The 19,043-nt window shown below is 69.7% G+C and carries 23 protein-coding genes and 1 tRNA gene; 10 read left to right on the forward strand and 14 right to left on the reverse strand.

Translation table 11 applies throughout. The features are described 5' to 3' along the window. Positions 1 to 3: 3 nt before the first annotated feature. The 9 genes from bioB (at position 4) to PGN25_22775 (ending at position 9,128) form a co-directional block, all read left to right on the forward strand. On the forward strand, positions 4 to 1,029 hold the full coding sequence (gene bioB, locus PGN25_22735; GenBank protein ID MEH3120320.1) for a biotin synthase BioB: 1,026 nt from the start codon (positions 4 to 6) through the stop codon (positions 1,027 to 1,029). 95 nt (positions 1,030 to 1,124) lie between these two features. After that, entirely contained in the window at positions 1,125 to 2,939 is a 1,815-nt protein-coding gene (aspS, locus tag PGN25_22740) for an aspartate--tRNA ligase (protein ID MEH3120321.1), read from the forward strand. Between the two features lie 231 nt (positions 2,940 to 3,170). Next, a complete protein-coding gene (locus PGN25_22745; GenBank protein MEH3120322.1) occupies positions 3,171 to 3,365 on the forward strand; it encodes a hypothetical protein in 195 nt (64 codons plus the stop codon). Next, positions 3,355 to 4,215, forward strand: a complete 861-nt coding sequence (locus PGN25_22750; GenBank protein MEH3120323.1) for a Fic family protein — start codon at positions 3,355 to 3,357, stop codon at positions 4,213 to 4,215. The genes PGN25_22745 and PGN25_22750 overlap by 11 nt, the downstream gene beginning before the upstream one ends. Further along, positions 4,215 to 5,093, forward strand: a complete 879-nt coding sequence (locus PGN25_22755; protein MEH3120324.1) for a glycosyltransferase family 2 protein — start codon at positions 4,215 to 4,217, stop codon at positions 5,091 to 5,093. Before PGN25_22750 ends, PGN25_22755 begins: the two co-directional genes overlap by 1 nt. Further along, entirely contained in the window at positions 5,090 to 6,175 is a 1,086-nt protein-coding gene (locus PGN25_22760; protein ID MEH3120325.1) for an acyltransferase, read from the forward strand. Before PGN25_22755 ends, PGN25_22760 begins: the two co-directional genes overlap by 4 nt. A 160-nt stretch (positions 6,176 to 6,335) precedes the next feature. Then, the gene (locus tag PGN25_22765) at positions 6,336 to 6,554 is read left to right on the forward strand and encodes a ferredoxin (GenBank protein MEH3120326.1); all 219 of its coding nucleotides are present in this window, start codon (positions 6,336 to 6,338) and stop codon (positions 6,552 to 6,554) included. Continuing rightward, positions 6,551 to 7,813 carry an FAD-dependent oxidoreductase gene (locus PGN25_22770; GenBank protein MEH3120327.1) on the forward strand — a complete coding sequence of 421 codons (1,263 nt, stop codon included), beginning with the start codon at positions 6,551 to 6,553 and terminating at the stop codon, positions 7,811 to 7,813. The genes PGN25_22765 and PGN25_22770 overlap by 4 nt, the downstream gene beginning before the upstream one ends. Positions 7,814 to 7,889: 76 nt before the next feature. Then, complete coding sequence (locus PGN25_22775) at positions 7,890 to 9,128, forward strand: cytochrome P450 (protein MEH3120328.1); 1,239 nt, start codon at positions 7,890 to 7,892, stop codon at positions 9,126 to 9,128. A gap of 302 nt (positions 9,129 to 9,430) precedes the next feature. Here the strand turns inward: PGN25_22775 and rplA are convergent, their stop codons facing one another. The 7 genes from rplA to PGN25_22810 all read right to left on the reverse strand — a co-directional run bounded on the left by rplA (position 9,431) and on the right by PGN25_22810 (position 13,505). Continuing rightward, positions 9,431 to 10,129: a 50S ribosomal protein L1 gene (gene rplA / locus PGN25_22780; protein ID MEH3120329.1), complete on the reverse strand. Its 699-nt coding sequence runs from the start codon at positions 10,127 to 10,129 to the stop codon at positions 9,431 to 9,433. Between the two features lie 11 nt (positions 10,130 to 10,140). After that, positions 10,141 to 10,590 (reverse strand): 50S ribosomal protein L11, encoded by a 450-nt coding sequence (gene rplK / locus PGN25_22785; GenBank protein ID MEH3120330.1) that lies wholly within the window; start codon positions 10,588 to 10,590, stop codon positions 10,141 to 10,143. A gap of 277 nt (positions 10,591 to 10,867) precedes the next feature. After that, entirely contained in the window at positions 10,868 to 11,401 is a 534-nt protein-coding gene (gene nusG, locus PGN25_22790; protein ID MEH3120331.1) for a transcription termination/antitermination protein NusG, read from the reverse strand. Positions 11,402 to 11,447: 46 nt separating this feature from the next. Further along, entirely contained in the window at positions 11,448 to 11,750 is a 303-nt protein-coding gene (secE, locus tag PGN25_22795; GenBank protein ID MEH3120332.1) for a preprotein translocase subunit SecE, read from the reverse strand. A gap of 173 nt (positions 11,751 to 11,923) precedes the next feature. Then, positions 11,924 to 12,000 (reverse strand) — tRNA-Trp (locus PGN25_22800). A 273-nt stretch (positions 12,001 to 12,273) separates the two neighbouring features. Then, the gene (thpR, locus tag PGN25_22805) at positions 12,274 to 12,861 is read right to left on the reverse strand and encodes an RNA 2',3'-cyclic phosphodiesterase (protein ID MEH3120333.1); all 588 of its coding nucleotides are present in this window, start codon (positions 12,859 to 12,861) and stop codon (positions 12,274 to 12,276) included. A gap of 2 nt (positions 12,862 to 12,863) precedes the next feature. Beyond that, positions 12,864 to 13,505, reverse strand: a complete 642-nt coding sequence (locus tag PGN25_22810; protein MEH3120334.1) for an arylesterase — start codon at positions 13,503 to 13,505, stop codon at positions 12,864 to 12,866. 210 nt (positions 13,506 to 13,715) lie between these two features. On the opposite strand from PGN25_22810, the gene PGN25_22815 reads away from it, so the two are divergent. Continuing rightward, complete coding sequence (locus tag PGN25_22815; protein ID MEH3120335.1) at positions 13,716 to 14,399, forward strand: ABC transporter ATP-binding protein; 684 nt, start codon at positions 13,716 to 13,718, stop codon at positions 14,397 to 14,399. 187 nt (positions 14,400 to 14,586) lie between these two features. Here PGN25_22815 and PGN25_22820 read toward each other — a convergent pair whose 3' ends face one another. The 7 genes from PGN25_22820 to PGN25_22850 form a co-directional block, all read right to left on the reverse strand. Next, positions 14,587 to 14,784 carry a hypothetical protein gene (locus PGN25_22820; GenBank protein ID MEH3120336.1) on the reverse strand — a complete coding sequence of 66 codons (198 nt, stop codon included), beginning with the start codon at positions 14,782 to 14,784 and terminating at the stop codon, positions 14,587 to 14,589. A 145-nt stretch (positions 14,785 to 14,929) separates the two neighbouring features. Beyond that, entirely contained in the window at positions 14,930 to 15,601 is a 672-nt protein-coding gene (locus tag PGN25_22825) for an HAD family hydrolase (protein MEH3120337.1), read from the reverse strand. Positions 15,602 to 15,616: 15 nt separating this feature from the next. Then, the gene (locus PGN25_22830) at positions 15,617 to 15,910 is read right to left on the reverse strand and encodes a hypothetical protein (GenBank protein ID MEH3120338.1); all 294 of its coding nucleotides are present in this window, start codon (positions 15,908 to 15,910) and stop codon (positions 15,617 to 15,619) included. 184 nt (positions 15,911 to 16,094) lie between these two features. Beyond that, a complete protein-coding gene (locus PGN25_22835; GenBank protein ID MEH3120339.1) occupies positions 16,095 to 16,499 on the reverse strand; it encodes a DUF2934 domain-containing protein in 405 nt (134 codons plus the stop codon). 62 nt (positions 16,500 to 16,561) lie between these two features. Further along, positions 16,562 to 16,834, reverse strand: coding sequence for a hypothetical protein (locus PGN25_22840; protein MEH3120340.1), 273 nt, complete (start codon positions 16,832 to 16,834; stop codon positions 16,562 to 16,564). 126 nt (positions 16,835 to 16,960) lie between these two features. Next, the gene (locus PGN25_22845) at positions 16,961 to 17,359 is read right to left on the reverse strand and encodes a hypothetical protein (protein MEH3120341.1); all 399 of its coding nucleotides are present in this window, start codon (positions 17,357 to 17,359) and stop codon (positions 16,961 to 16,963) included. A gap of 628 nt (positions 17,360 to 17,987) precedes the next feature. Further along, positions 17,988 to 18,854: a porin family protein gene (locus tag PGN25_22850; GenBank protein MEH3120342.1), complete on the reverse strand. Its 867-nt coding sequence runs from the start codon at positions 18,852 to 18,854 to the stop codon at positions 17,988 to 17,990. Positions 18,855 to 19,043 lie beyond the last annotated feature (189 nt).

A 19,043-nucleotide genomic window follows, 5' to 3' on the forward strand; every position in this document is an offset into this window, starting at 1 on the left:
CGCATGAGCGACGCCGTGGTCTCCCTCGCCTCTTCGCCGGCCTCTGGCCCGGCCCCCGCCGCCATCCGTCACGACTGGACGCTGGCCGAGATCCAGGCGATCCACGACATGCCGCTGCTCGATCTCGTGCATCGGGCGGGCCTCGTGCACCGGGCGCACAACGACCCCGCCGACATCCAGCGGGCGGCTCTGCTGTCGATCAAGACCGGCGGCTGCCCGGAGGATTGCGCCTATTGCCCGCAATCGGCCCACCACAAGGGAGCCAACCTGCCCCGCGAGCGGCTGATGCCGGTCGAGGCCGTGCTCGAGGAGGCCGCCGCCGCCAAGGCCAACGGGGCGCACCGCTTCTGCATGGGCGCGGCGTGGCGCAAGCCGAAGGACGGGCCGGACTTCGACGCGGTGCTGGAGATGGTGCGCGGCGTGCGCGGCCTCGGCATGGAGGCCTGCGTCACCCTCGGCATGCTGACCCGGAGCCAGGCCCAGCGCCTCGCGGAAGCGGGGCTGACCTCCTACAACCACAACCTCGACACCGGCCCCGAATTCTACGGCGACATCATCTCGACCCGCACCTACGACGACCGGCTCCAGACCCTGGAGCATGTCCGGCAGGCGGGCATCGGCGTCTGCTGCGGCGGCATCGTCGGGATGGGCGAGCGGGTGCGCGACCGGGCCGAGATGCTGCTCGTGCTCGCCAACCACGCGCCGCATCCCGAGAGCGTGCCGATCAACGCGCTCGTCGCCGTCGAGGGCACGCCGCTGGCGGACCGCCCGCCGATCGATCCCCTCGACCTCGTGCGGATGTGCGCCACCGCCCGCATCGTCATGCCGAAGGCTCGCGTCCGCCTCAGCGCCGGCCGCAAGAGCCTGACCCGCGAGGCGCAGATCCTCTGCTTCCTCGCCGGCGCCAACTCGATCTTCTACGGCGAGCGCCTGCTCACCACCGCCAACAACGAGGCCGACGCCGACGCCGAACTGCTGCGCGACATCGGCGTGCCGGTGCCCGAGGTGACGCTCGCCGCCGCGGAGTAGGCGGCACGGCCCGAGGCGGGTCCGCCGAGCGGCCCCGTCGCCTTGACTTCACCCGCCTCCCGTGAATGGTGCCGGCTCCTTCTCAAGAGCCCGTCATGCACCGTTACCGTACCCATACCTGCGGGGCGCTTCGCCCGTCCGACGTCGGCGCGAGCGTCCGCCTGTCCGGCTGGTGCCACCGCGTCCGCGACCATGGCGGCGTGCTCTTCATCGACCTGCGCGACCATTACGGCCTGACGCAGTGCGTGATCGATTCCGACTCGAAGGCCTTCAAGGCCGCCGAGACGGCGCGCTCCGAATGGGTGATCCGCATCGACGGCCGCGTGCGCACCCGGCCCGCCGGCACCGAGAACCCGGAACTGCCGACCGGCGCGGTCGAGGTCTATATCGACGACCTCGAAGTGCTGGGCCCCGCGGGCGAACTGCCGCTGCCCGTCTTCGGCGACCAGGAATACCCGGAGGAGACCCGGCTCAAGTACCGCTTCCTCGATCTGCGCCGGGAGAAGCTGCACGCCAACATCATGAAGCGCGGCGCGATCATCGACAGCTTGCGCCGCCGCATGCGCGAGGGCGGTTTCTTCGAATTCCAGACGCCGATCCTGACCGCTTCGAGCCCCGAGGGCGCCCGCGACTACCTCGTGCCGTCCCGCGTGCACCCCGGAAAGTTCTACGCGCTGCCGCAGGCGCCGCAGCAGTTCAAGCAGCTCACGATGATCGCGGGCTTCGACCGCTACTTCCAGATCGCGCCCTGCTTCCGCGACGAGGACGCGCGGGCCGACCGCTCGCCGGGCGAGTTCTATCAGCTCGACATCGAGATGAGCTTCGTCACGCAGGAGGACGTGTTCCAGGCGGTCGAGCCGGTGCTGCGCGGCGTGTTCGAGGAATTTTCCGCGGGCAAGCGCGTGACGGACAAGTTTCCGCGCATCACCTACGCCGATGCGATGCTGAAATACGGCGTCGACAAGCCGGACCTGAGGAACCCGCTCCTCATCGCCGACGTCACCGACGAATTCGCCGACGACGCGGTGGCGTTCAAGGCGTTCAAGGGCGTGATCAAGTCGGGCGGCGTGGTGCGCGCCATCCCCGCCACCGGGGCGGCGGGCCAGCCGCGCTCGTTCTTCGACAAGCTCAACGACTGGGCCCGCTCGGAAGGCGCGCCGGGCCTGGGCTACATCGTGTTCGAGGAGGAGGGCGTGCATCTCTCCGGCAAGGGGCCGATCGCCAAGTTCATTCCGCCTGAGATCCAGGCACGGATCGCCGAGAAGGCCGGGGCGAAGGCGGGCGACGCGGTGTTCTTCGCCGCCGGCACCGAGGCGAAGGCGGCGGCGCTCGCGGGCAAGGCGCGCATCCGCATCGGCGACGAACTGAAGCTCTCCGACACGGACCAGTTCGCTTTCTGCTGGGTCGTCGATTTCCCGATGTACGAGTGGAACGAAGAAGACAAGAAAATCGACTTCTCCCACAACCCGTTCTCGATGCCGAACTTCGACCGCGACGAGTTCCTCGCGCTCGGCGACGGAGACTCGGAAAAGATCCTTGGGATCAAGGCGTTCCAGTACGACATCGTCTGCAACGGCATCGAGCTGTCCTCGGGCGCGATCCGGAACCACCGCCCCGACGTGATGGAGAAGGCCTTCGCGATCGCCGGCTACGGCCGCGACGTGCTGGAGGAGAAGTTCGGCGGCATGCTGAACGCGCTGCGCCTCGGCGCCCCGCCGCACGGCGGCATCGCGCCGGGCGTCGACCGCATCGTCATGCTGCTGTGCGAGGAGCCGAACATCCGCGAGGTCGTGCTGTTCCCGATGAACCAGCGCGCCGAGGACCTGATGATGGGCGCGCCGGCCGAGGCGACCCCGAAGCAGTTGCGCGAGCTGCACATCCGCCTCAACCTGCCCGAGAAGAAGGGGTGAGGGGCCCAGCAGAGTGCCGAGCGCATCGTCCTGGAAATCGGCTCCAGGACGATGCGCTCGGCTCTTGTTTTTGCATCGTCTTTTTCCGAAAGCCGGAGGCCACCTTTCGGGACGATGCTCTAGCGAGACTGAGCCTCGCGCACAAAATTTCGTTCATAACTCCGAATCCCATCGCCGATGCCGGCAGGGAGGGCGTTCTAGTGATAGCCTCTGGAAGGTGGAGTGATCGACATGAGCAAAAAACTTACCAATCTTCTAGATCGGGCCAAAGCGATTGGAATGTCGTTAAATGAGCGTGAAACACAGCGCAGAAGCTTTGCTTATGGATCCGCTCATATCGAAAATGAACGCGTAACACGCGACACAATCCGATTGGCTGAAGAAGATCTCAAGCGCCACAAAGGTGCGACAGGCGATGTCAGATAGACACAGCGAAACTGATGAGCCGGATCTGATCAAGGATCCGGCAGAGCGAGCATTTGCAGAAGCAAGGAATGCTCTTCGACAGTTTGATGTCGGAATGCTTTTACTTGACCACTGGCTTGATGTGGGCCGTCCCTACATCAGGCCGTCGGATCTATTAACTCTTAATCGCTTTGCCATCGCCGGTATTCATAAATTCGCTGGGACATTTCGTAACAGTGAAGTTCGGATTGGAGGCAGCCAGCATCAGCCGCCAAACGCCGCATTCGTGCCTGAGCTCGTCGAAGACTTTTGCGCATATCTAAATGCCAATTGGGATTCGAAGACCGCCGAACATTTAGCAGCCTACGCCCTCTGGAGAATGAACTGGATACATCCCTTTGCAGATGGCAATGGAAGAACTGCCCGCATACTCTCCTATATCGTACTATCAGCAAAAAGCGGGTTTCGGTTACCTGGAACAACAACTATTCCAGAGCAAATCGCGGCCAACAAATCGCCGTACTATGCCGCCCTTGAAGATGCGGATCGCGCCTTTCTGAGAGGACGCATTGACGTATCTAAAGTCGAAGATTTGATTGAGGAATGTTTAGAAAAGCAAATTCTTTCGGCAGAATCACGGCCGGCTACCTCTTCAAAGAGTGAAGATAGGCGCGTCATCATAGACTCGGAATTGCTAGACTCATTGATACCGACAATCGAGCGATCGTTGCTAACGGTACCTGGACGCGAGAAGCACATTTTAAAAATAATCGAGAAAAATCCAGTACTTTTCAATGGATTGTTCAGTCTGCTTTCGGGGATTGGAGGTGCAGCGCTCGGGGCGATTCTAACTCTCACGCTAAGCAAGTAATGCACCTCGAAGCGCTGTGCGCGATCGTTGTCGCCCACGACAGCGCGGACGCCCTGCCCGCCTGCCTCGCGGCGCTGGCCCGCGAAACCGTCCCGGCGATCGTGGTCGACAACGCCAGCCGCGACGGCTCGGTGGCGGTGGCCGAGGCGCACGGCGCGCGGGTGATCGCCAACCCCCGCAACGAGGGCTACGGGCGGGCCAACAACATCGGCGTGCGCGCCGCCGACGGGGCAGGGCACGTCCTCATCCTCAACCCCGATCTCGTGCTGCAACCGGGCGCCGCCGCCGCGCTTCTCGCCGCGGCCGAGGCATGGCCCGATGCCGGACTGCTGGCGCCGCGCATCCACGAGCCGGACGGGCGCTTCTTCTACCAGCCGCGCTCGCTGCTCGCGCCCTACCTCACGAATCCGAAGGGCAGGCGCGCCCTGCCCGAGGGCGATGCCTGCGCCCCGTTCCTGTCCGGCGCCTGCCTGATGGTCGAGCGCGCGTTCTTCCTCGGACTCGGCGGCTTCGACCCAAAAATCTTCCTGTTCTACGAGGACGACGACCTCTGCCGCCGGGTGGCCGAGGCCGGCCGCACGCTGGTCCATGTCCACGGCGCGGTGGCCCTGCACGGGCGCGGGCGCTCCTCGGCGCCGGAGCCGGGCCGCGTGTTCCGCACCCGCTGGCATCAGGCGTGGTCGCGCGCCTACGTCTCGAAGAAGTACGGCCTGCCCGATCCGAGTCCCGGGATGCTCGCCACCAACGTCCCGAAGGCGGCGCTCTCCGCCCTCGCCTTCCGCCGCGCGGGGCTGGAACGCTACGGCGGCTCGGCGGCGGGCGCCCTGGCGGCGCTGCGGGGACGGAGCGCGCTCGCCCGCGAGGGTTTGGAGCCGTGAGCGGCCTCCTCTGCGGTCCCACGGTCGCACAGGCGCTGGCGCGCCCGCACAACGCCTTCTCGGCCCTGCGGCTGGCGCTGGCCCTGATGGTGGTGGTCTCCCACGCCTTCAGCGTCGTCTCCGGCCAGGCGCTCGACGAGCCGCTGGCCCGCGCCACCGGCTTCTCGCTCGGCGAGCACGCGGTGAACGGCTTCTTCGCCGTCTCCGGCTTCCTCGTCACCATGAGCTTCGACCGGCGCGGCTGGCGCGACTACGCCATCGCCCGCTCGTTGCGCATCGTGCCGGGTCTCGTCGCCGCGACGCTGCTCGTGAGTCTCGGCCTCGGCGCGGCCCTGACCCGACTGCCGCTCGCCGAGTACTACGCCGCGCCGGAACTGTGGCGCTTCGTGCGCGGCACGCTCCTGTCCTTCAAGAGCCACGCGAGCCTGCCCGGCCTGTTCGAGGCCAACCCGTTCCGCAGCCCGCTCGGCACGGTCTGGACCCTGAAATACGAGACGATCTGCTATGTCGGCGTGCTGGTCGTCGGCTTGTTCGGATTGTTGCGGCGGCGCTGGGCCGTGCCGTCCCTCACCGCCGCCCTGGCGCTGACCCTGGCCGGGCTCGAAACCTTCCGGCCCGACATGCCGAAGGGCGCCGAGACGGCCCTTCGCCTGCCGCTGATCTTCGCGGCCGGCGCCTGCCTCTACCTGTGGCGCGACCGCGTGCGGCTCGGGGCGTGGCCGCTGCTCGGCCTCGTCGCGGCCGCCCTCCTCCAGGGGCACGCGCCCTCCCGCACGCTGCTGTTCCTCTCGGAGAGCTGCGCGGCGATCTGGCTCGCCTTCCTCCCGGCCCTGGCCCGCCCCGCCTTCGATCCCCCCGCCGACCTCTCCTACGGGGTCTACCTCTACGGCTGGCCGATCCAGCAGAGCCTGCACGCGCTGTTCCCCGCGGCCTCCGCTCCGGTGCTGCTGGTCCCCGCGCTCGGGCTCGCCCTCCTCGTCGCGGCGCTCTCCTGGTACGCCGTCGAGAAGCCGGCCCTGCGCCTGAAGGCGCGGGCGCTCGGGCGGCGCACGCTGGGCACCATCGAGCCCGCCGCGCCCTGACGCGCGATCGATCCGATGGCCGGCTCGCCGCGTTTCCCGCTCCATCGGGAGCGTCAGGCCGCCGCCGTGGCGAGCGGACGGCGCCGCCCTAGCTTATCGCGTCGGCCCGCCGGTTCCGGCGGCCTCCCCGCATCGGCACAGGCAGAGCGAAAGCCTCCCCATGAAGGTCGTCGTGGATCTCAACCGCTGCCAGGCCTACGCGCAGTGCATCTACGCGGCGCCGGGGCACTTTGCGCTGCACGGGCGCGAGGCCCTGGTCTACGACCCCTCCCCCGACGAGGCGGCGCGGGGCGCGATCGAGCGAGCCGTCCAGGCCTGCCCGGTCCGGGCGATCACCGCCTTTCCGGACGCCCCCGAGCAGGCCGGAGAGGCGTCGTGACCGCACGACCCGAGCGCATCGTCGTCGTCGGCGCCTCGCTGGCGGGCCTGGCCGCCGCCCATCGCTTACGCGAGCGCGGCTTTGCCGGCTCCCTCACCCTGGTCGGCGACGAGCCCCACCTCCCCTACGACCGGCCGCCGCTCTCCAAGCAGGTGCTGCGCGGGCTCTGCACCGCCGACACCACCCTGCCCCGCCATCCCGACCTGCGAGCGGAGTTCCGCCTCGGCCGGCCGGCGACCCGGCTCGACCCTGCTGCGCGTACGGTCGAACTCGGCGATGGCAGCCGCCTGCCCTACGACCGCCTGCTGATCGCCACCGGCACCCGGGCGCGGCCCTGGCCCGCATCGGAAGAAGCGGCCCTCGCCGGCGTCTTCACCCTGCGCGGCCGGGACGACGCGCGGCGGCTCGGCGCACGACTTCAGGCGAAGCCGCGCCGCGTCGTCCTCGTCGGCGGCGGCTTCATCGGCTTCGAGGTGGCCTCGACCTGCCGCGACTTGCGTCTCCCCGTCACCCTGCTGGTGCGCGACGCCGTACCGTTGGCCGCCGCCCTCGGTCCGCGCCTCGGCGGCCTCGTCGGCGAGGTGGCGCGCGAAAAGGGCGTCGACCTCCGCCTGAAGACCGAGATCGAGCGGATGGAGGCGGAAGGCGACCGGCTCGCCGCCGTGACCCTGAAGGACGGCGAGCGGATCGAGACCGATTGCCTCGTCGCGGCGATCGGGACGCTGCGCAACGTCGAGTGGCTCGACGGCTCCGGGCTGGAGGCCGACGCCAAGGGCTTGCGCTGCGACGCCTTCTGCCGGGCCCTGCTCCGCGACGGGAGCGTGGCCGCGGGCGTGTTCGCGGCCGGCGACGTGGCGCGCTGGCCGAACCCGCACGACGACGACGCGCTGGTGGCGGTCGAGCACTGGGGCAACGCCCGGGCGCAAGCGGAGACCGTTGCGGACAACATGCTGGCCGGCGACGCCTCGGCCATGCGCCGCCACGACCACCTGCCCGATTTCTGGTCGCAGCAATTCGGCCTGACGATCAAGCTCGTCGGCCTGACCGAGGGCGCCGATGCCTTCGCGGTGATGCACGGCTCCCTGGAGGAGCGCCGCCTCGTGGTCGCCTTCGGACGTGACGGCCGCACCATCGCCGCGGCCTCGATCGACAGCGCCCGCTGGCTGCCGGCCTACAAGGCCGCGATCCGCGAGCGCGCCCCCTTCCCGCCGATCGGGGATGCCCTCGACCAGACCCGCATCCGTGTGCAGGACCCGTGATTCACATTCCAAAGCCCGCGCGGCGCCTGAGCGAAGCGGATTTTCCGCATCGCGCAGCGATCCATCGGAAAATCCCATGAGCGGAAGCACGCTGTTCGAACGGATCCTCGATCCCGCCAACCGGGCGAACCCCTACCCGCTCTACGCGGAGATGCGAAAGACCCCGGTCGCGCGGCAGGAGGACGGCACCTACGTCGTCAGCACCCATGCCGAGCTGGCGCGGCTGATCTCCGATCCGCGGATCAGCTCGGACGATCTGCCCGACCCCCGGAAATTCCGCTGGACCGGGCATCCGGTCACCGACCTGCTGGTGCGCCCGGTGCGGGCCGAGATCCGCAAGCGGCACCGCCCCTTCATCTTCCGCGATCCGCCCGACCACGACCGCCTGCGGGCGCAGGTGATGCGCTGCTTCACGCCGGAGCGGGTGCGCGGCATGCGCGACAAGACGCAACGCATCACCGACGACCTGATCGGCAAGATGCGGGGGAAGGGACGCATCGACCTCGTCGACGACTTCTCCTACCCACTGCCCGTCACGGTGATCTGCGAGCTGCTCGGCGTGCCGCCGGAGGACGAGCCGCGGTTCCACGGCTGGGCGACGCAGCTCGCGACTGCCTTGGAGCCCAACCAGCGCGACGACGCGGAGACCCAGGCCAGGAACGAGGTCTGCTTCAATGAGATCGCCGACTACATCCGGGACCTGATCAAGGACAAGCGCAAGGCGCCGCAGGAGGACATTCTCTCCGATCTCGCGACCGACCGGGACGGGATGAACGACTACGACCTGATCGCCACCGCCGTGCTGCTGCTGGTGGCGGGCCACGAGACCACGGTGAACCTGATCACCAACGGCATGCTGACGCTGCTGCGCTTCCCCGGGCATCTGGAGCGCCTGCGGGCCGAGCCGGAGACCGCGCCGCGCCTGATCGAGGAATTGCTGCGCTACGAGCCGCCGGTGCACTACCGCACCCGGCTGGCGCTGGCCGACATCCCGGTCGCCGGCACCACCATCCCGAAGGACGCGCCGGTGATCCTCCTGCTCGCCGCCGGCAGCCGCGATCCCCTCCGCTTTCCCGATCCCGACCGCTTCGACCCGGACCGGCCCGACAACCGCCATCTCGGCTTCGGCGGCGGCCTGCACTACTGCGTCGGCGCCCCGCTCGCGCGGATCGAGGCGGAGGTGGCTTTGGTCTCCCTGGTGCGGCGGCTGAAGGGGCCGTCGCTGGTCAAGGACCCGCCGCCCTACCGCCCGGGTGCGTCGCTGCGGGGCCCGCGGCATCTGCCGCTGGCGCTGGAGGGGGTGGCGGACGAATGATTTCACCCGGGCGCCGGGCCCCTCTCCCCGCAAGCGGGGCGAGGGGATGCGCACGCGGCGCGCCGGAAAAGATGCGTCGGACGCCATCCGGTCGATGCGTTCGTGTCCTGCGTCCTTGCGAGGCGAAGCCGTGGCAAACCAGGGCGCGCCCTTTCCGGACCTGTCGCGCCCTGGATCGCTTCGCGGCCGCTCGCGATGACGGCGTGAGGCGAGACCCGAAGCGATCAAGCGGAAACGGCAAAAAGAAAAGCGCCCGGCCTCTCGGTCGGGCGCTCTCGCAAAGACGTCCCTGCGGACGCGTCCTACGCGGTCAGGACCGTGGAGGGTTCGACCTTCACGCCCGGGCCCATCGTCGAGGTGACGGCGATGCGCTGGATGTAGGTGCCCTTGGCGCCGGCGGGCTTCGCCTTGGCGACCGCGTCGGCGAAGGCCTTGATGTTCTCGACGAGCTTCCGCTCGTCGAAGGACACCTTGCCGACGCCGGCGTGGATGATGCCGGCCTTCTCGACCCGGAACTCGACCGCGCCGCCCTTGGCGGCGGCGACCGCGCCCTTCACGTCCATGGTGACGGTGCCGACCTTCGGGTTCGGCATCAGGCCGCGCGGGCCCAGCACCTTGCCGAGACGGCCGACGAGCGGCATCAGGTCCGGTGTCGCGATGCAGCGATCGAACTCGATCTTGCCGCCCTGGACGATCTCCAGAAGATCCTCGGCGCCGACGATGTCGGCACCGGCTGACCTAGCGTCGTCCGCCTTGGCGCCGCGGGCGAAGACCGCCACACGGACCGTCCGGCCGGAGCCGTTCGGCAGGTTGCAGACGCCGCGGACCATCTGGTCGGCGTGGCGCGGGTCGACGCCGAGATTCATCGAGATCTCGACGGTCTCGTCGAACTTGGCCGAAGCCTTCGACTTCACCAGCTTGACCGCCTCGTCGATGGCGTAGAGCTTGGTCGGCTCCAGACCCTCGCGGGCGGCGCGGATGCGCTTTCCTTCGCGTGCCATGTCGCCCTCCCTCAGGCCGTGACTTCGAGGCCCATGGCCCGCGCGGAACCGCGGATCATGGCGACGGCGGAATCAACGCTGTCGCAGTTGAGGTCGGGCATCTTCTTCTCGGCGATCTCGCGGAGCTGGGCCTCGGAGATCTTGCCGACGGTCCCGCCCTTGCCCGGGGTCTTGGAGCCGGAGGCCGGCTTCTTGCCGAGCTTCAGGCCCGCCGCCTTCTTCAGGAAGAAGGTGACCGGAGGCTGCTTCATCTCGAAGGTGAAGGAGCGATCCTGATACGCGGTGATGATCACCGGGATCGGGGTCCCCTTCTCCATCTGCGCGGTCTTCGCGTTGAAGGCCTTGCAGAATTCCATGATGTTGAGGCCGCGCTGACCGAGCGCGGGGCCGATCGGCGGCGACGGGTTGGCGGCGCCGGCCGGGACCTGAAGCTTCACGTAGCCCGTGATCTTCTTCGCCATGGGACTGCTCCCAAGATTTGCGCGTCCCCGCGCTGCCTCGGCACGGACGGACGGGCGGTTGCAGGTCGCGGTGCGATCCGAACGCGATCCCGGAGGCGAAGCCGGGCGGATCTCCCGCGGTCGATGGCGAATGGCGAATGGCGAATGGCGAATGGGGCCGTGCCCCAGCTCGCCGGTCGCCAACGACATTGCCGGAGGACGATCGGCGGATGGCTCGGCGCCGGAAGGCCTGACACCTTCCGTTCGCCATTCGCCATTCGCCATTCGCCCCTTACGATCAGGCCTTCTCGACCTGCCCGTATTCCAGCTCGACCGGGGTGGCGCGGCCGAAGATCGACACCGCCACCTTGAGGCGCGAGCGGGCCTCGTCGATCTCCTCGACGGTGCCGTTGAAGGAGGCGAAGGGGCCGTCTGAGACGCGCACCGTCTCGCCGATCTCGAAGGAGACCGTGTGCTTGGGGCGGTCCACGCCCTCCTGCACCTGCCCCTTGATGCGCTCGGCCTCCGCATCCGGGATCGGCACCGGCTTGGCCTTGTCGGCGCCGAGGAAGCCGGTCACCTTCGGGGTGTTCTTGATGAGGTGGTAGACCTCGTCCGTCAGGTCGCACTTCACCAGCACGTAACCGGGGAAGAATTTCCGCTCGGCATCGACCTTGCGGCCTCGCCGGACCTCGGTGACCTTCTCGGTCGGCACCATGACCTCGTCGAACAGCTCGGTCAGCCCGCGCTGGGCCGCCTGGTCCTTGATGGACTGGGCGACCTTGTTCTCGAAGTTCGAGTAGGCGTGGACGATGTACCAGCGCTTCGACACGGGTCTTCTCAACTCCTCGGCGTTCTCGAAGAACGCCCGCGATGATTCAGGCGCCGATCCCGAGGATCAGGCTGACGGCGAAGCGCAGCACCTGATCGACGGCGACGAAGAACAGGCTCGCCACCACCACCATGATGAACACCATCACGGTGGTGATCGTGGTCTCCTTGCGGGTCGGCCACGTGACCTTGCGGGCCTCGTCGCGCACCTCGCCCAGGAACTCCGCCGGGCCCACGCGCTTCGGCGCGGGACGGGCCGGCGGGGTCGCGCGCTGGGGCGCTGCGGGCGCCGCGCCGCGATGGGGTCCGCGCGCCGCGTCGGCTTTCTTGGTCGCTTCGTTCGATGCCATGGCGCAACTGAAACCGGACAGGGTTCCGGGAACCGCCGATCGCGGTGCGGGGACGGAAACGTCCCGCACCGACGGCCTCTGAGGATCTCGGAATGCGCCCGCTCTAGCGCAAGTGATCCGGCTTGTCGATGGGTTCGGAAGGGCTGCCGCTCGCGGGCGGTTCGCGGGCGCCGTGGCAGGAGTGGAGGGACTCGAACCCCCAACCCCCGGTTTTGGAGACCGGTGCTCTGACCAGTTGAGCTACACTCCTACGGCGCGCGCGGCGCGGTTCGCCTCATGCCGCAAGCGGGCGCTTAAAGCAAGGGCGGAACGCGGCGTCACCAGGGCCATCGCTTGAAGCGATGGCCCTGGTTTTCTTGCCAGCCTCAGTCGCCGGCGCCCGCCTCCGCGGGCTCAGGCTTTCGCTCCGCTCGATGTTTCTCAGGACGAATGTCCTGAAAAACCCGCTCCGCGCGGCGCTCTTGCCCGTGTCCCTTGGCGCCGCGAAGCCGCTTGAGCGGCTTCGAGCGATGCCCTGGCGGCATCACACGGGGCGCCGGCCGTCTTCTCCCTCGTCCGGCTCGCATTCGCCATCCGCGAACGGATAGGCCGCCTCCACGAGGTAGGGACCGCCGCCGCGGGAGGTTCGGGCCGAGAACAGGGCGGCGCGGTGCGCCGTGAAGGCCAGGCGGGGAAACACGCCGGCCTGCGTCAGCACCCGCGCCACCGCCTCCGGCGTGGCCTCGCGGTTGAGGCGGGCGAGCGTGACGTGGGGCGTGAACTTGCGCCGCTCCGGCGCGGCGCCGGCCCGGCGGGCGATGCGCTCGTGCTCCTCCTGCAGGCCGGTCAGCGCCGGCGTGGGCACGACCGAGGCGTAGAGCGCCCGCGGCCGGTCGCCGCCGAAGCTCGCGAGGCCGTCGAGCGTGACGGCGAAGGCCGGGCGCGCCCGCGCCTCCCGCAGGCCGGCATCGACATCGGCGGCGACCACGTCGTCGATCTCGCCGAGGAAGCGCAGGGTGACGTGGTGGTCGCCCGGCTCGATCCAGCGGGCGCCGGGCAGGCCGCCGCGGAAGAACGACAGCCGTTCGGCGATCGCCGCCGGGATCTCGAGACCGGTGAACAGGCGCGGCATCGCTACGGACCCTTCCGCTCCAGGCGGTCCACGAAGGTCTCGGCGGTGGGCAGGATGCCCTCGACGATCCGCTCGACGCCCTTGGCCGTGGGGTGCAGCCCGTCATCCATGGTGTCGGCGCGCCGGCCCGCCACGCCGTCGAGGAAGAACGGGTAGAGGACGAGGCCGTGCGCCTTGGCGAGATCGGGATAGATCGCGTCGAAGCGGGCGCGGTACTCGGTGCCGAGATTGGGCGCGGCCAGCATGCCGGCGAGCAGCACCGGGATGCCGCGCTCCTTCAGCCGCACGATGATCGTGTCGAGCGCCTTGCGGGTCACCGTCGGATCGGTGCCGCGCAGCATGTCGTTGGCGCCGAGTTCGAGGATCACCCCTTGGGTGCCCTCGGGCACCGACCAGTCGAGCCGGTCGAGCCCGCCGGTGCTGGTGTCGCCCGACACGCCGGCATTGGCGATCTCGACCCGGTGCCCCTTGGCCTTCAAGGCCCGCTCCAGCACCGCGGGGAAGGCGGCCTCGGCCGGCAGGCGGTAGCCCGCGGTGAGGCTGTCGCCGAAGGCGACGAGCTTGAGCGGCGCGTCGGCGGCCCGCCCGGCGCCGGGAAGGAGGCCGGCGGCGCCCGCGAGCGTGGCTGCGGCGAAGAGGAGCATCAGCACGGCCCTGCGCCGGGGGCGGGGCGGCCCCACATCGGGGCGGGGCGTCTCGCGCCGGGGGCGCGAGCGTGACACAAGCCCGTCACCGGATTCGGCTTCCGCCTCGTGCGCGTGGTGCAAGGCCGTGTCCTGGTGCAAAGCCGTGTCCTTTCGCTCGAACCTGTCCGTGTGGCTCTCAAGCCCCTTGCCAAGATCGGTCGGTGCCTGATGTCGAACAAGGCCGTCTCCCTGTCGCAGATCGAGCTGAGCCTCGGCCGTGGCCCGGCGCGGGTGCATGTCCTGCGCGGCATCTCGCTCGATGTCGAGCGGGGCGAGGCGGTGGGGCTCGTCGGCCCCTCGGGTTCGGGCAAGTCGACCCTGCTCACCGTGATGGCCGGGCTGGAGCGGCCCGATACCGGCCGCGTCACCATCGCCGGCACCGATCTCGGCGGCCTCGACGAGGACGGGCTCGCGCGCTTCCGCGGCCGCAACATCGGCATCGTGTTCCAGGCCTTCCACCTCGTGCCGACCATGACCGCCCTGGAGAACGTGGCGCTGCCCCTTGAACTCGCCGGCGCGGCCGATCCGCACGGGCGGGCGGCGGCGGAACTGGAAGCGGTGGGGCTCGGCCACCGGCTGCGGCACTACCCGGCCCAGCTCTCCGGCGGCGAGCAGCAGCGGGTGGCGATCGCCCGCGCGCTCGCGCCCGATCCGGCGATCCTGGTCGCCGACGAGCCGACCGGCAACCTCGACGAGGCGACCGGGCGGCAGATCGTGGAGCTGCTGTTCGGCCTGAAGCGCGACCGCGGCGCGACCCTGGTGCTGGTCACGCACGATCCCGGCCTCGCCCGGCTGTGCGACCGCACCGTGCGCCTGCGCGCCGGCCGGATCGAGGCGCCCGCCGAGGCCTGACGGCAGCGCCTGGAGCGTCGTCTTTTCAGACAAGCCGGCAGCCACCTTTCGGGACGAGGCTCTTAAGCGGAAAACCTCTCGGAGCGCGGCAACCTCCGAAAGGCGAGAAAGCCCAAGAAAGCCGTTGAGTGGTTCAGCCGACCTTCCTCGCACGGCGTCTCGACGCGTGCCGAGGGCGCGGAAAAGCTCAGGCGCTCGGCGGTGCGCCGATTCGGGCGCGGAGCCGGGCCCGCAGGTTCTGGTTGGCGGCGCTGCGGTCGGCATCGAGCGCCCACATCAGGCGCAGGAGCCGGCTGATCGGCAGGGCCCGGTCCTCGATCGCTTCGGCAACCTGCTGCTGGAGGGATTTCGAGGTCGTCATCACCGTCTCGGCCGTGCTCTGCATGGATCGCATCCGGAAGCGGGCTCGCCCCCGCGGGGCGCGCTCTTAAACGGTTCCAAATCGCGACGCCATAGGTTTGCCGGCTCGCGGTTAGCGGCTCCCTCAAGCGGCGGATCGACAGCCCACGGGTTTTCGACGCCCGCTCCCCTCATGCGAGCGGCGAGCGGCCGTAGCCGTCGAGCAGATCCTGCGGATCGCGGTAGATCGCGACGCAGCCGGCCGCCGACAGCTCGGCCTCGGGGAAGCCGCCGCACAGGACGCCGATGGTGGAAAGCCCAGCGCGTGCAGCGGCTTGCGCGTCATAGGGCGTATCGCCGACCATCATCGCCGCCTCCCTGGGAATGCCGGAGAGCTTCTCCAGCACCGCCTCGAAGATGTCGGGATGCGGCTTCGAACGGTCGGCGGCGTCGGAGGTGGTCACCACGTCGACGAGACCGGCGATGCCGAGGATCCTTTGGTACTTCTCCACTTCGTCGGCCTTGCCCGAGGAGGCCAGCGCGACAATCTGGCCTGCATCGCGCACATGGCTCAACAGCGCCTGCACGCCGGAAAACGGCTCAGCCTGCGCCAGATAGGCCCGCTTGAACAGGTCGGAGCGGTAGGATTCGATCGCTTCGCCCTCCCGGGCGAGCCGCGCCGCGTCCACGAAGACGGGCAGAAGCTGGTCGCCGCCCTTGCCGATCTGGCGGCGAACGTCCGCCTCCTGCACACGAATCCCGAAATGCGCGAAGGCCTCGGCCCAGGCGCGGGCGTGCAGGTCGACGCTGTCGAGGAGGGTGCCGTCGATGTCGAACACGACGGCCCTGATGCGGGCGCTCATCCGAAAAGCCGGCGCTCAGCGCGGAAAGATCCGAAGGCCGTCGTCCGGCAGGAGGTTGCGGGCCGGACCGCCGGTCTGCTGGCCGCGGCCCTGCTGGTAGTAGGGCAGTTCGGGCCGCCGGTCGTTGCCGCTGCCGGAATCGTATTCCCAGGGCGCATTCCAGGGCGCCCGGCCGCCGACCGCCGGGACCGCGGGCGCGGCGTCGAACGCCGCGTCGCCACGCCCGGGCCCGGCCGCGGCGGGCAGAATCGCCAGGGTCGCCGCGCCGAGCAGCGCGACCGCAACACTCCGTCCGATCAGCGCCTGCATCGCGAAGTCCGTCCCCGGTCCGTGAGATCGCCGCCGCGCGTCGCGGGGCGTGCGATGGGCAACGGCCGGGCCTGCCCCGCGTTCCCCGCGGCCGTTCGTGTGCGCGAAAAGCCTCCCCGAAAAGCGAAAAGCCCGCCGGCCCCGAGGGGCGGCGGGCTCTCGAACCGCATCGGCCTGAAGGTTTTCAGTGCAGGACGGCGGCCTCGGCCCCGGCGCGGGCCTTGGCGCGGCGCGCGGCCGGCTTCTCCGCGGATTTCGCGGAGACCTTGGCAGGAGCCTTCGCCGACTTGGCAACCTTGGCAGCCTTGGCGACGCCCGCCAGCACCTCGGCCGGCGCCTTCACGGCAACCGTTTTCGCCGCGGCCTTGGCTTCCACGGTGGTCTTGGCCACGGTGGTCTTGGCACGGTCGGCCCGCGGCTTGGCGGCCTCGGCCGGCGCGGCGTCCGCCCTGGCCTCGACCGTCACGCCGGTCCGGCGCAGCTCGGCCTCGGCCTGCAGCCAGTGGGCCTCGGCCCGGCCGAACACCCGGCCCTCGCCCTCCCAGATGTAGTAGGCGCGCTCGCGCACGCTCGTCTCGCACAGCACCATGAAGCTCTCCTGAAATCGTCCGACCCGAGCCCGAACGATGGAAGCCGATGGTTAAGGTACGGTTAACCGCGTTTCGCACCGCGGGAGAGACGGCGCTGGTTCGCCCGGACCTTGCGACGGTAGCCGGCCACCACCGTGCCGTGCGAGGCGCCGGTGGCGAACTGCATCGCCGCCTCGCCGGCGGCGAACACCTTCTCGCTGACCATGCGCTGCGCCTCCAGATGGGCGGCGCTGCCGCCGGTCGCGAGCTTGGCCATCCGCAGGGCGATCACCGACTGCGCCTCGAAGGCGAGCATGGTCGTGTCGAGGCCGAGCTTCCACCACGATGCGAACATCGAATCTTCCCAAGCCGTCCCGAGACATCGTTTCCGAGCGCGACGGCCGCCTTCGGGAACGATACGCATCACAATACGAGGATCGAGGCCGCTCCCGTTCGCCCGGCGAACGGGAGCGGCCCGAACTCAATCGAAACTGCGGCCCTTGGCGGCGGAGCCGCCGAGGCTGATCTTGACCTTCTTCGGCGGGGCCGCCTGGGCGCCCCGGCCGGCGGGAACCTCGACCTCGGGGGCGGCCTGGGCGGGTTTGAGCCGCGACTGGCCGTAGATCACCGCGCCGATCTCGCCCACCGCCCGGATCAGGTCGTCGCGCTCGCAGGCGCGGGCCACCTTCAGGCCGAGCTGGTGCATGTGGCTCTTGCCGTAGAGATAGGCCGCGAGCTTGGCCCGCGTCAGCGCCGGGATCGTCTCCAGGATATAGGGCAGGTCGTACTCGTCGGCACGGTAGACCGCGCCGAGTTGTTCGAGGGAGACCGGGCATTCCGGATCGACGGTCGCGCCGGTGGTCGGATGGGCCTGGGTCATGGATCACCTGCTGTCGGTGCGAAGGGTGAGGGGACGGGCGGAGGCGTGTCGGAGCCCGGGGCTTCCGCCACGGACGAGGGCATGAACGCGCGCAACGTGGAACGCGGGGCGAGACATCCGGCGCAGACCGAGGCGATCGCGATCCGGGCGCGCCGGTCGCTGCGCTCCCACACGGATTCTTCGCGCGGGGGCGCATCGGCGGCGGGCCCGGATGCCGGCCCGGATGTCGGCCCTTGCGCGGCGGCCCCGTCGAGCGGGGCCTCCGGGTTCGAGCGGATTCGCAGGTAGAGCGGTTGCTCGGCCCGGACAGCGGGGACAGGCCCGCAGAGGCTCGCGAACAGGGCGGCGCAGAGAAGCGTCCGCCTGCGCCCGCCCCGATCGACCGGGGCCATCCGCCGTGCGGTGCGGACTGTCGTGCCGGGTGTCATGCGGATGCCGGGTCTCGCCGTGGCGGTTGCGGGCGCCGGCGCGCGGGCCCCGTGCCGGCAGGATCGGCCAGGATGGTAAGCGAGACCTTAACCGCGGCCGTCGCCCGAGGCGAGGCGCCCGACGCGAAAAAGCCCGGCGCGCGGCCGGGCTTTTCCGAGGACGACCGGCCGTCCGATGAGGGACTGCCGGCTGTTCGGTCTCAGTACGAGCCGAACTTGTAGTTCAGGCCGGCGCGGACGACGGCGAACTCGGTGTCGCGCACCTGCTGGCCGCCGCTGACGAGCACGACGCCCGGGCTGGTCACGGTGACCGTGCGGCCCTGGTTGTCCACCGCGAAGGCGCCACGGCCGCCGGTGCCGCGGTCGAGGTTCACGTAGAGACCTTCGACCTTCAGGGTCACGGCCGAGGACTTGAAGAAGTTCAGGAACGAGTCGGTCGGGAGAGCGTACTCGATACCGCCGCCCGCGGCCCAGCCGGTCTGGAAGTCGTCGCTCGACACGCCGGTGCCGAAGTCGCGGCCGCCGCCGGAGCCGTAGGCGAAGCCGCCGGTGCCGTACACGAGGGTGCGGTCGAAGGCGTAGCCGAGGCGGCCGCGGACGGTGCCGAAGAAGTCGAGGCCCGAGAGACCGGCCGGGTTGAACACCTGCTGGGCGGCCAGCGGGCTGGTCGTCAGGAAGCGGTTCCGGCTACGGCCGAAATCGGCGTACTGGGCGTCGGCCTCGACACCGATCACGAAGCCCGAGCCCGGGGTGAACTGGTAGTTGTAGCCGATCTGGCCGCCGCCGACGAAGCCCTCGTTGGCCTCGCGGTTGTTGAAGGCCACCACGGCCGTGGTGCCGGCGGGGACGAGGAGCGAGGCCGGGCCGACGCCGAGCACGGTCGGGGCACGGTCGTCCTGGGTGCCGAAGCCGTAACCGGCGTTGAAACCGGCATAGAAGCCCGTCCAGGTGAAGACCGGCACCGGCTGGAACACCGGCGGGGGCGCCGCGCGGCGGGGCAGGTCGGCGGCCGAGGCGGCGACCGTGGCGGCAACGAGCGCGCTCGAAGCGAGAAGCAGGCTTTTCATCGTGTCGTGTCCTGGTTTGGCGGGAGCCGGTGCTTGTGTGAAGTGGTCCGGGGGATCTCCCCGGTATCCGTCGCCCTCCTGCGATGAAGCGATGAATGCACCCGAACCCGTCAACGAAAGGTGAAGCTTACCCGGCCGTGAGCGTCCGCCCCGGCCCGATGTGCCGTTGCGCACATCGGCGGCTCGCCC

Source organism: Methylorubrum populi, from assembly GCA_036946625.1.
GTDB classification, from domain to species: domain Bacteria; phylum Pseudomonadota; class Alphaproteobacteria; order Rhizobiales; family Beijerinckiaceae; genus Methylobacterium; species Methylobacterium populi_C.

Bases quoted from the DNA above. Each gene is read 5' to 3' on its own strand.
- bioB (MEH3120320.1), top strand. From the start codon at position 4: ATGAGCGACGCCGTGGTCTCCCTCGCCTCTTCGCCGGCCTCTGGCCCG.
- aspS (MEH3120321.1), top strand. From the start codon at position 1,125: ATGCACCGTTACCGTACCCATACCTGCGGGGCGCTTCGCCCGTCCGAC.
- PGN25_22745 (MEH3120322.1), top strand. From the start codon at position 3,171: ATGAGCAAAAAACTTACCAATCTTCTAGATCGGGCCAAAGCGATTGGA.
- PGN25_22750 (MEH3120323.1), top strand. From the start codon at position 3,355: ATGTCAGATAGACACAGCGAAACTGATGAGCCGGATCTGATCAAGGAT.
- PGN25_22755 (MEH3120324.1), top strand. From the start codon at position 4,215: ATGCACCTCGAAGCGCTGTGCGCGATCGTTGTCGCCCACGACAGCGCG.
- PGN25_22765 (MEH3120326.1), top strand. From the start codon at position 6,336: ATGAAGGTCGTCGTGGATCTCAACCGCTGCCAGGCCTACGCGCAGTGC.
- PGN25_22775 (MEH3120328.1), top strand. From the start codon at position 7,890: ATGAGCGGAAGCACGCTGTTCGAACGGATCCTCGATCCCGCCAACCGG.
- rplA (MEH3120329.1), bottom strand. From the start codon at position 10,129: ATGGCACGCGAAGGAAAGCGCATCCGCGCCGCCCGCGAGGGTCTGGAG.
- rplK (MEH3120330.1), bottom strand. From the start codon at position 10,590: ATGGCGAAGAAGATCACGGGCTACGTGAAGCTTCAGGTCCCGGCCGGC.
- secE (MEH3120332.1), bottom strand. From the start codon at position 11,750: ATGGCATCGAACGAAGCGACCAAGAAAGCCGACGCGGCGCGCGGACCC.
- thpR (MEH3120333.1), bottom strand. From the start codon at position 12,861: ATGCCGCGCCTGTTCACCGGTCTCGAGATCCCGGCGGCGATCGCCGAA.
- PGN25_22810 (MEH3120334.1), bottom strand. From the start codon at position 13,505: ATGCTCCTCTTCGCCGCAGCCACGCTCGCGGGCGCCGCCGGCCTCCTT.
- PGN25_22815 (MEH3120335.1), top strand. From the start codon at position 13,716: ATGTCGAACAAGGCCGTCTCCCTGTCGCAGATCGAGCTGAGCCTCGGC.
- PGN25_22820 (MEH3120336.1), bottom strand. From the start codon at position 14,784: ATGCAGAGCACGGCCGAGACGGTGATGACGACCTCGAAATCCCTCCAG.
- PGN25_22825 (MEH3120337.1), bottom strand. From the start codon at position 15,601: ATGAGCGCCCGCATCAGGGCCGTCGTGTTCGACATCGACGGCACCCTC.
- PGN25_22830 (MEH3120338.1), bottom strand. From the start codon at position 15,910: ATGCAGGCGCTGATCGGACGGAGTGTTGCGGTCGCGCTGCTCGGCGCG.
- PGN25_22835 (MEH3120339.1), bottom strand. From the start codon at position 16,499: ATGGTGCTGTGCGAGACGAGCGTGCGCGAGCGCGCCTACTACATCTGG.
- PGN25_22840 (MEH3120340.1), bottom strand. From the start codon at position 16,834: ATGTTCGCATCGTGGTGGAAGCTCGGCCTCGACACGACCATGCTCGCC.
- PGN25_22845 (MEH3120341.1), bottom strand. From the start codon at position 17,359: ATGACCCAGGCCCATCCGACCACCGGCGCGACCGTCGATCCGGAATGC.
- PGN25_22850 (MEH3120342.1), bottom strand. From the start codon at position 18,854: ATGAAAAGCCTGCTTCTCGCTTCGAGCGCGCTCGTTGCCGCCACGGTC.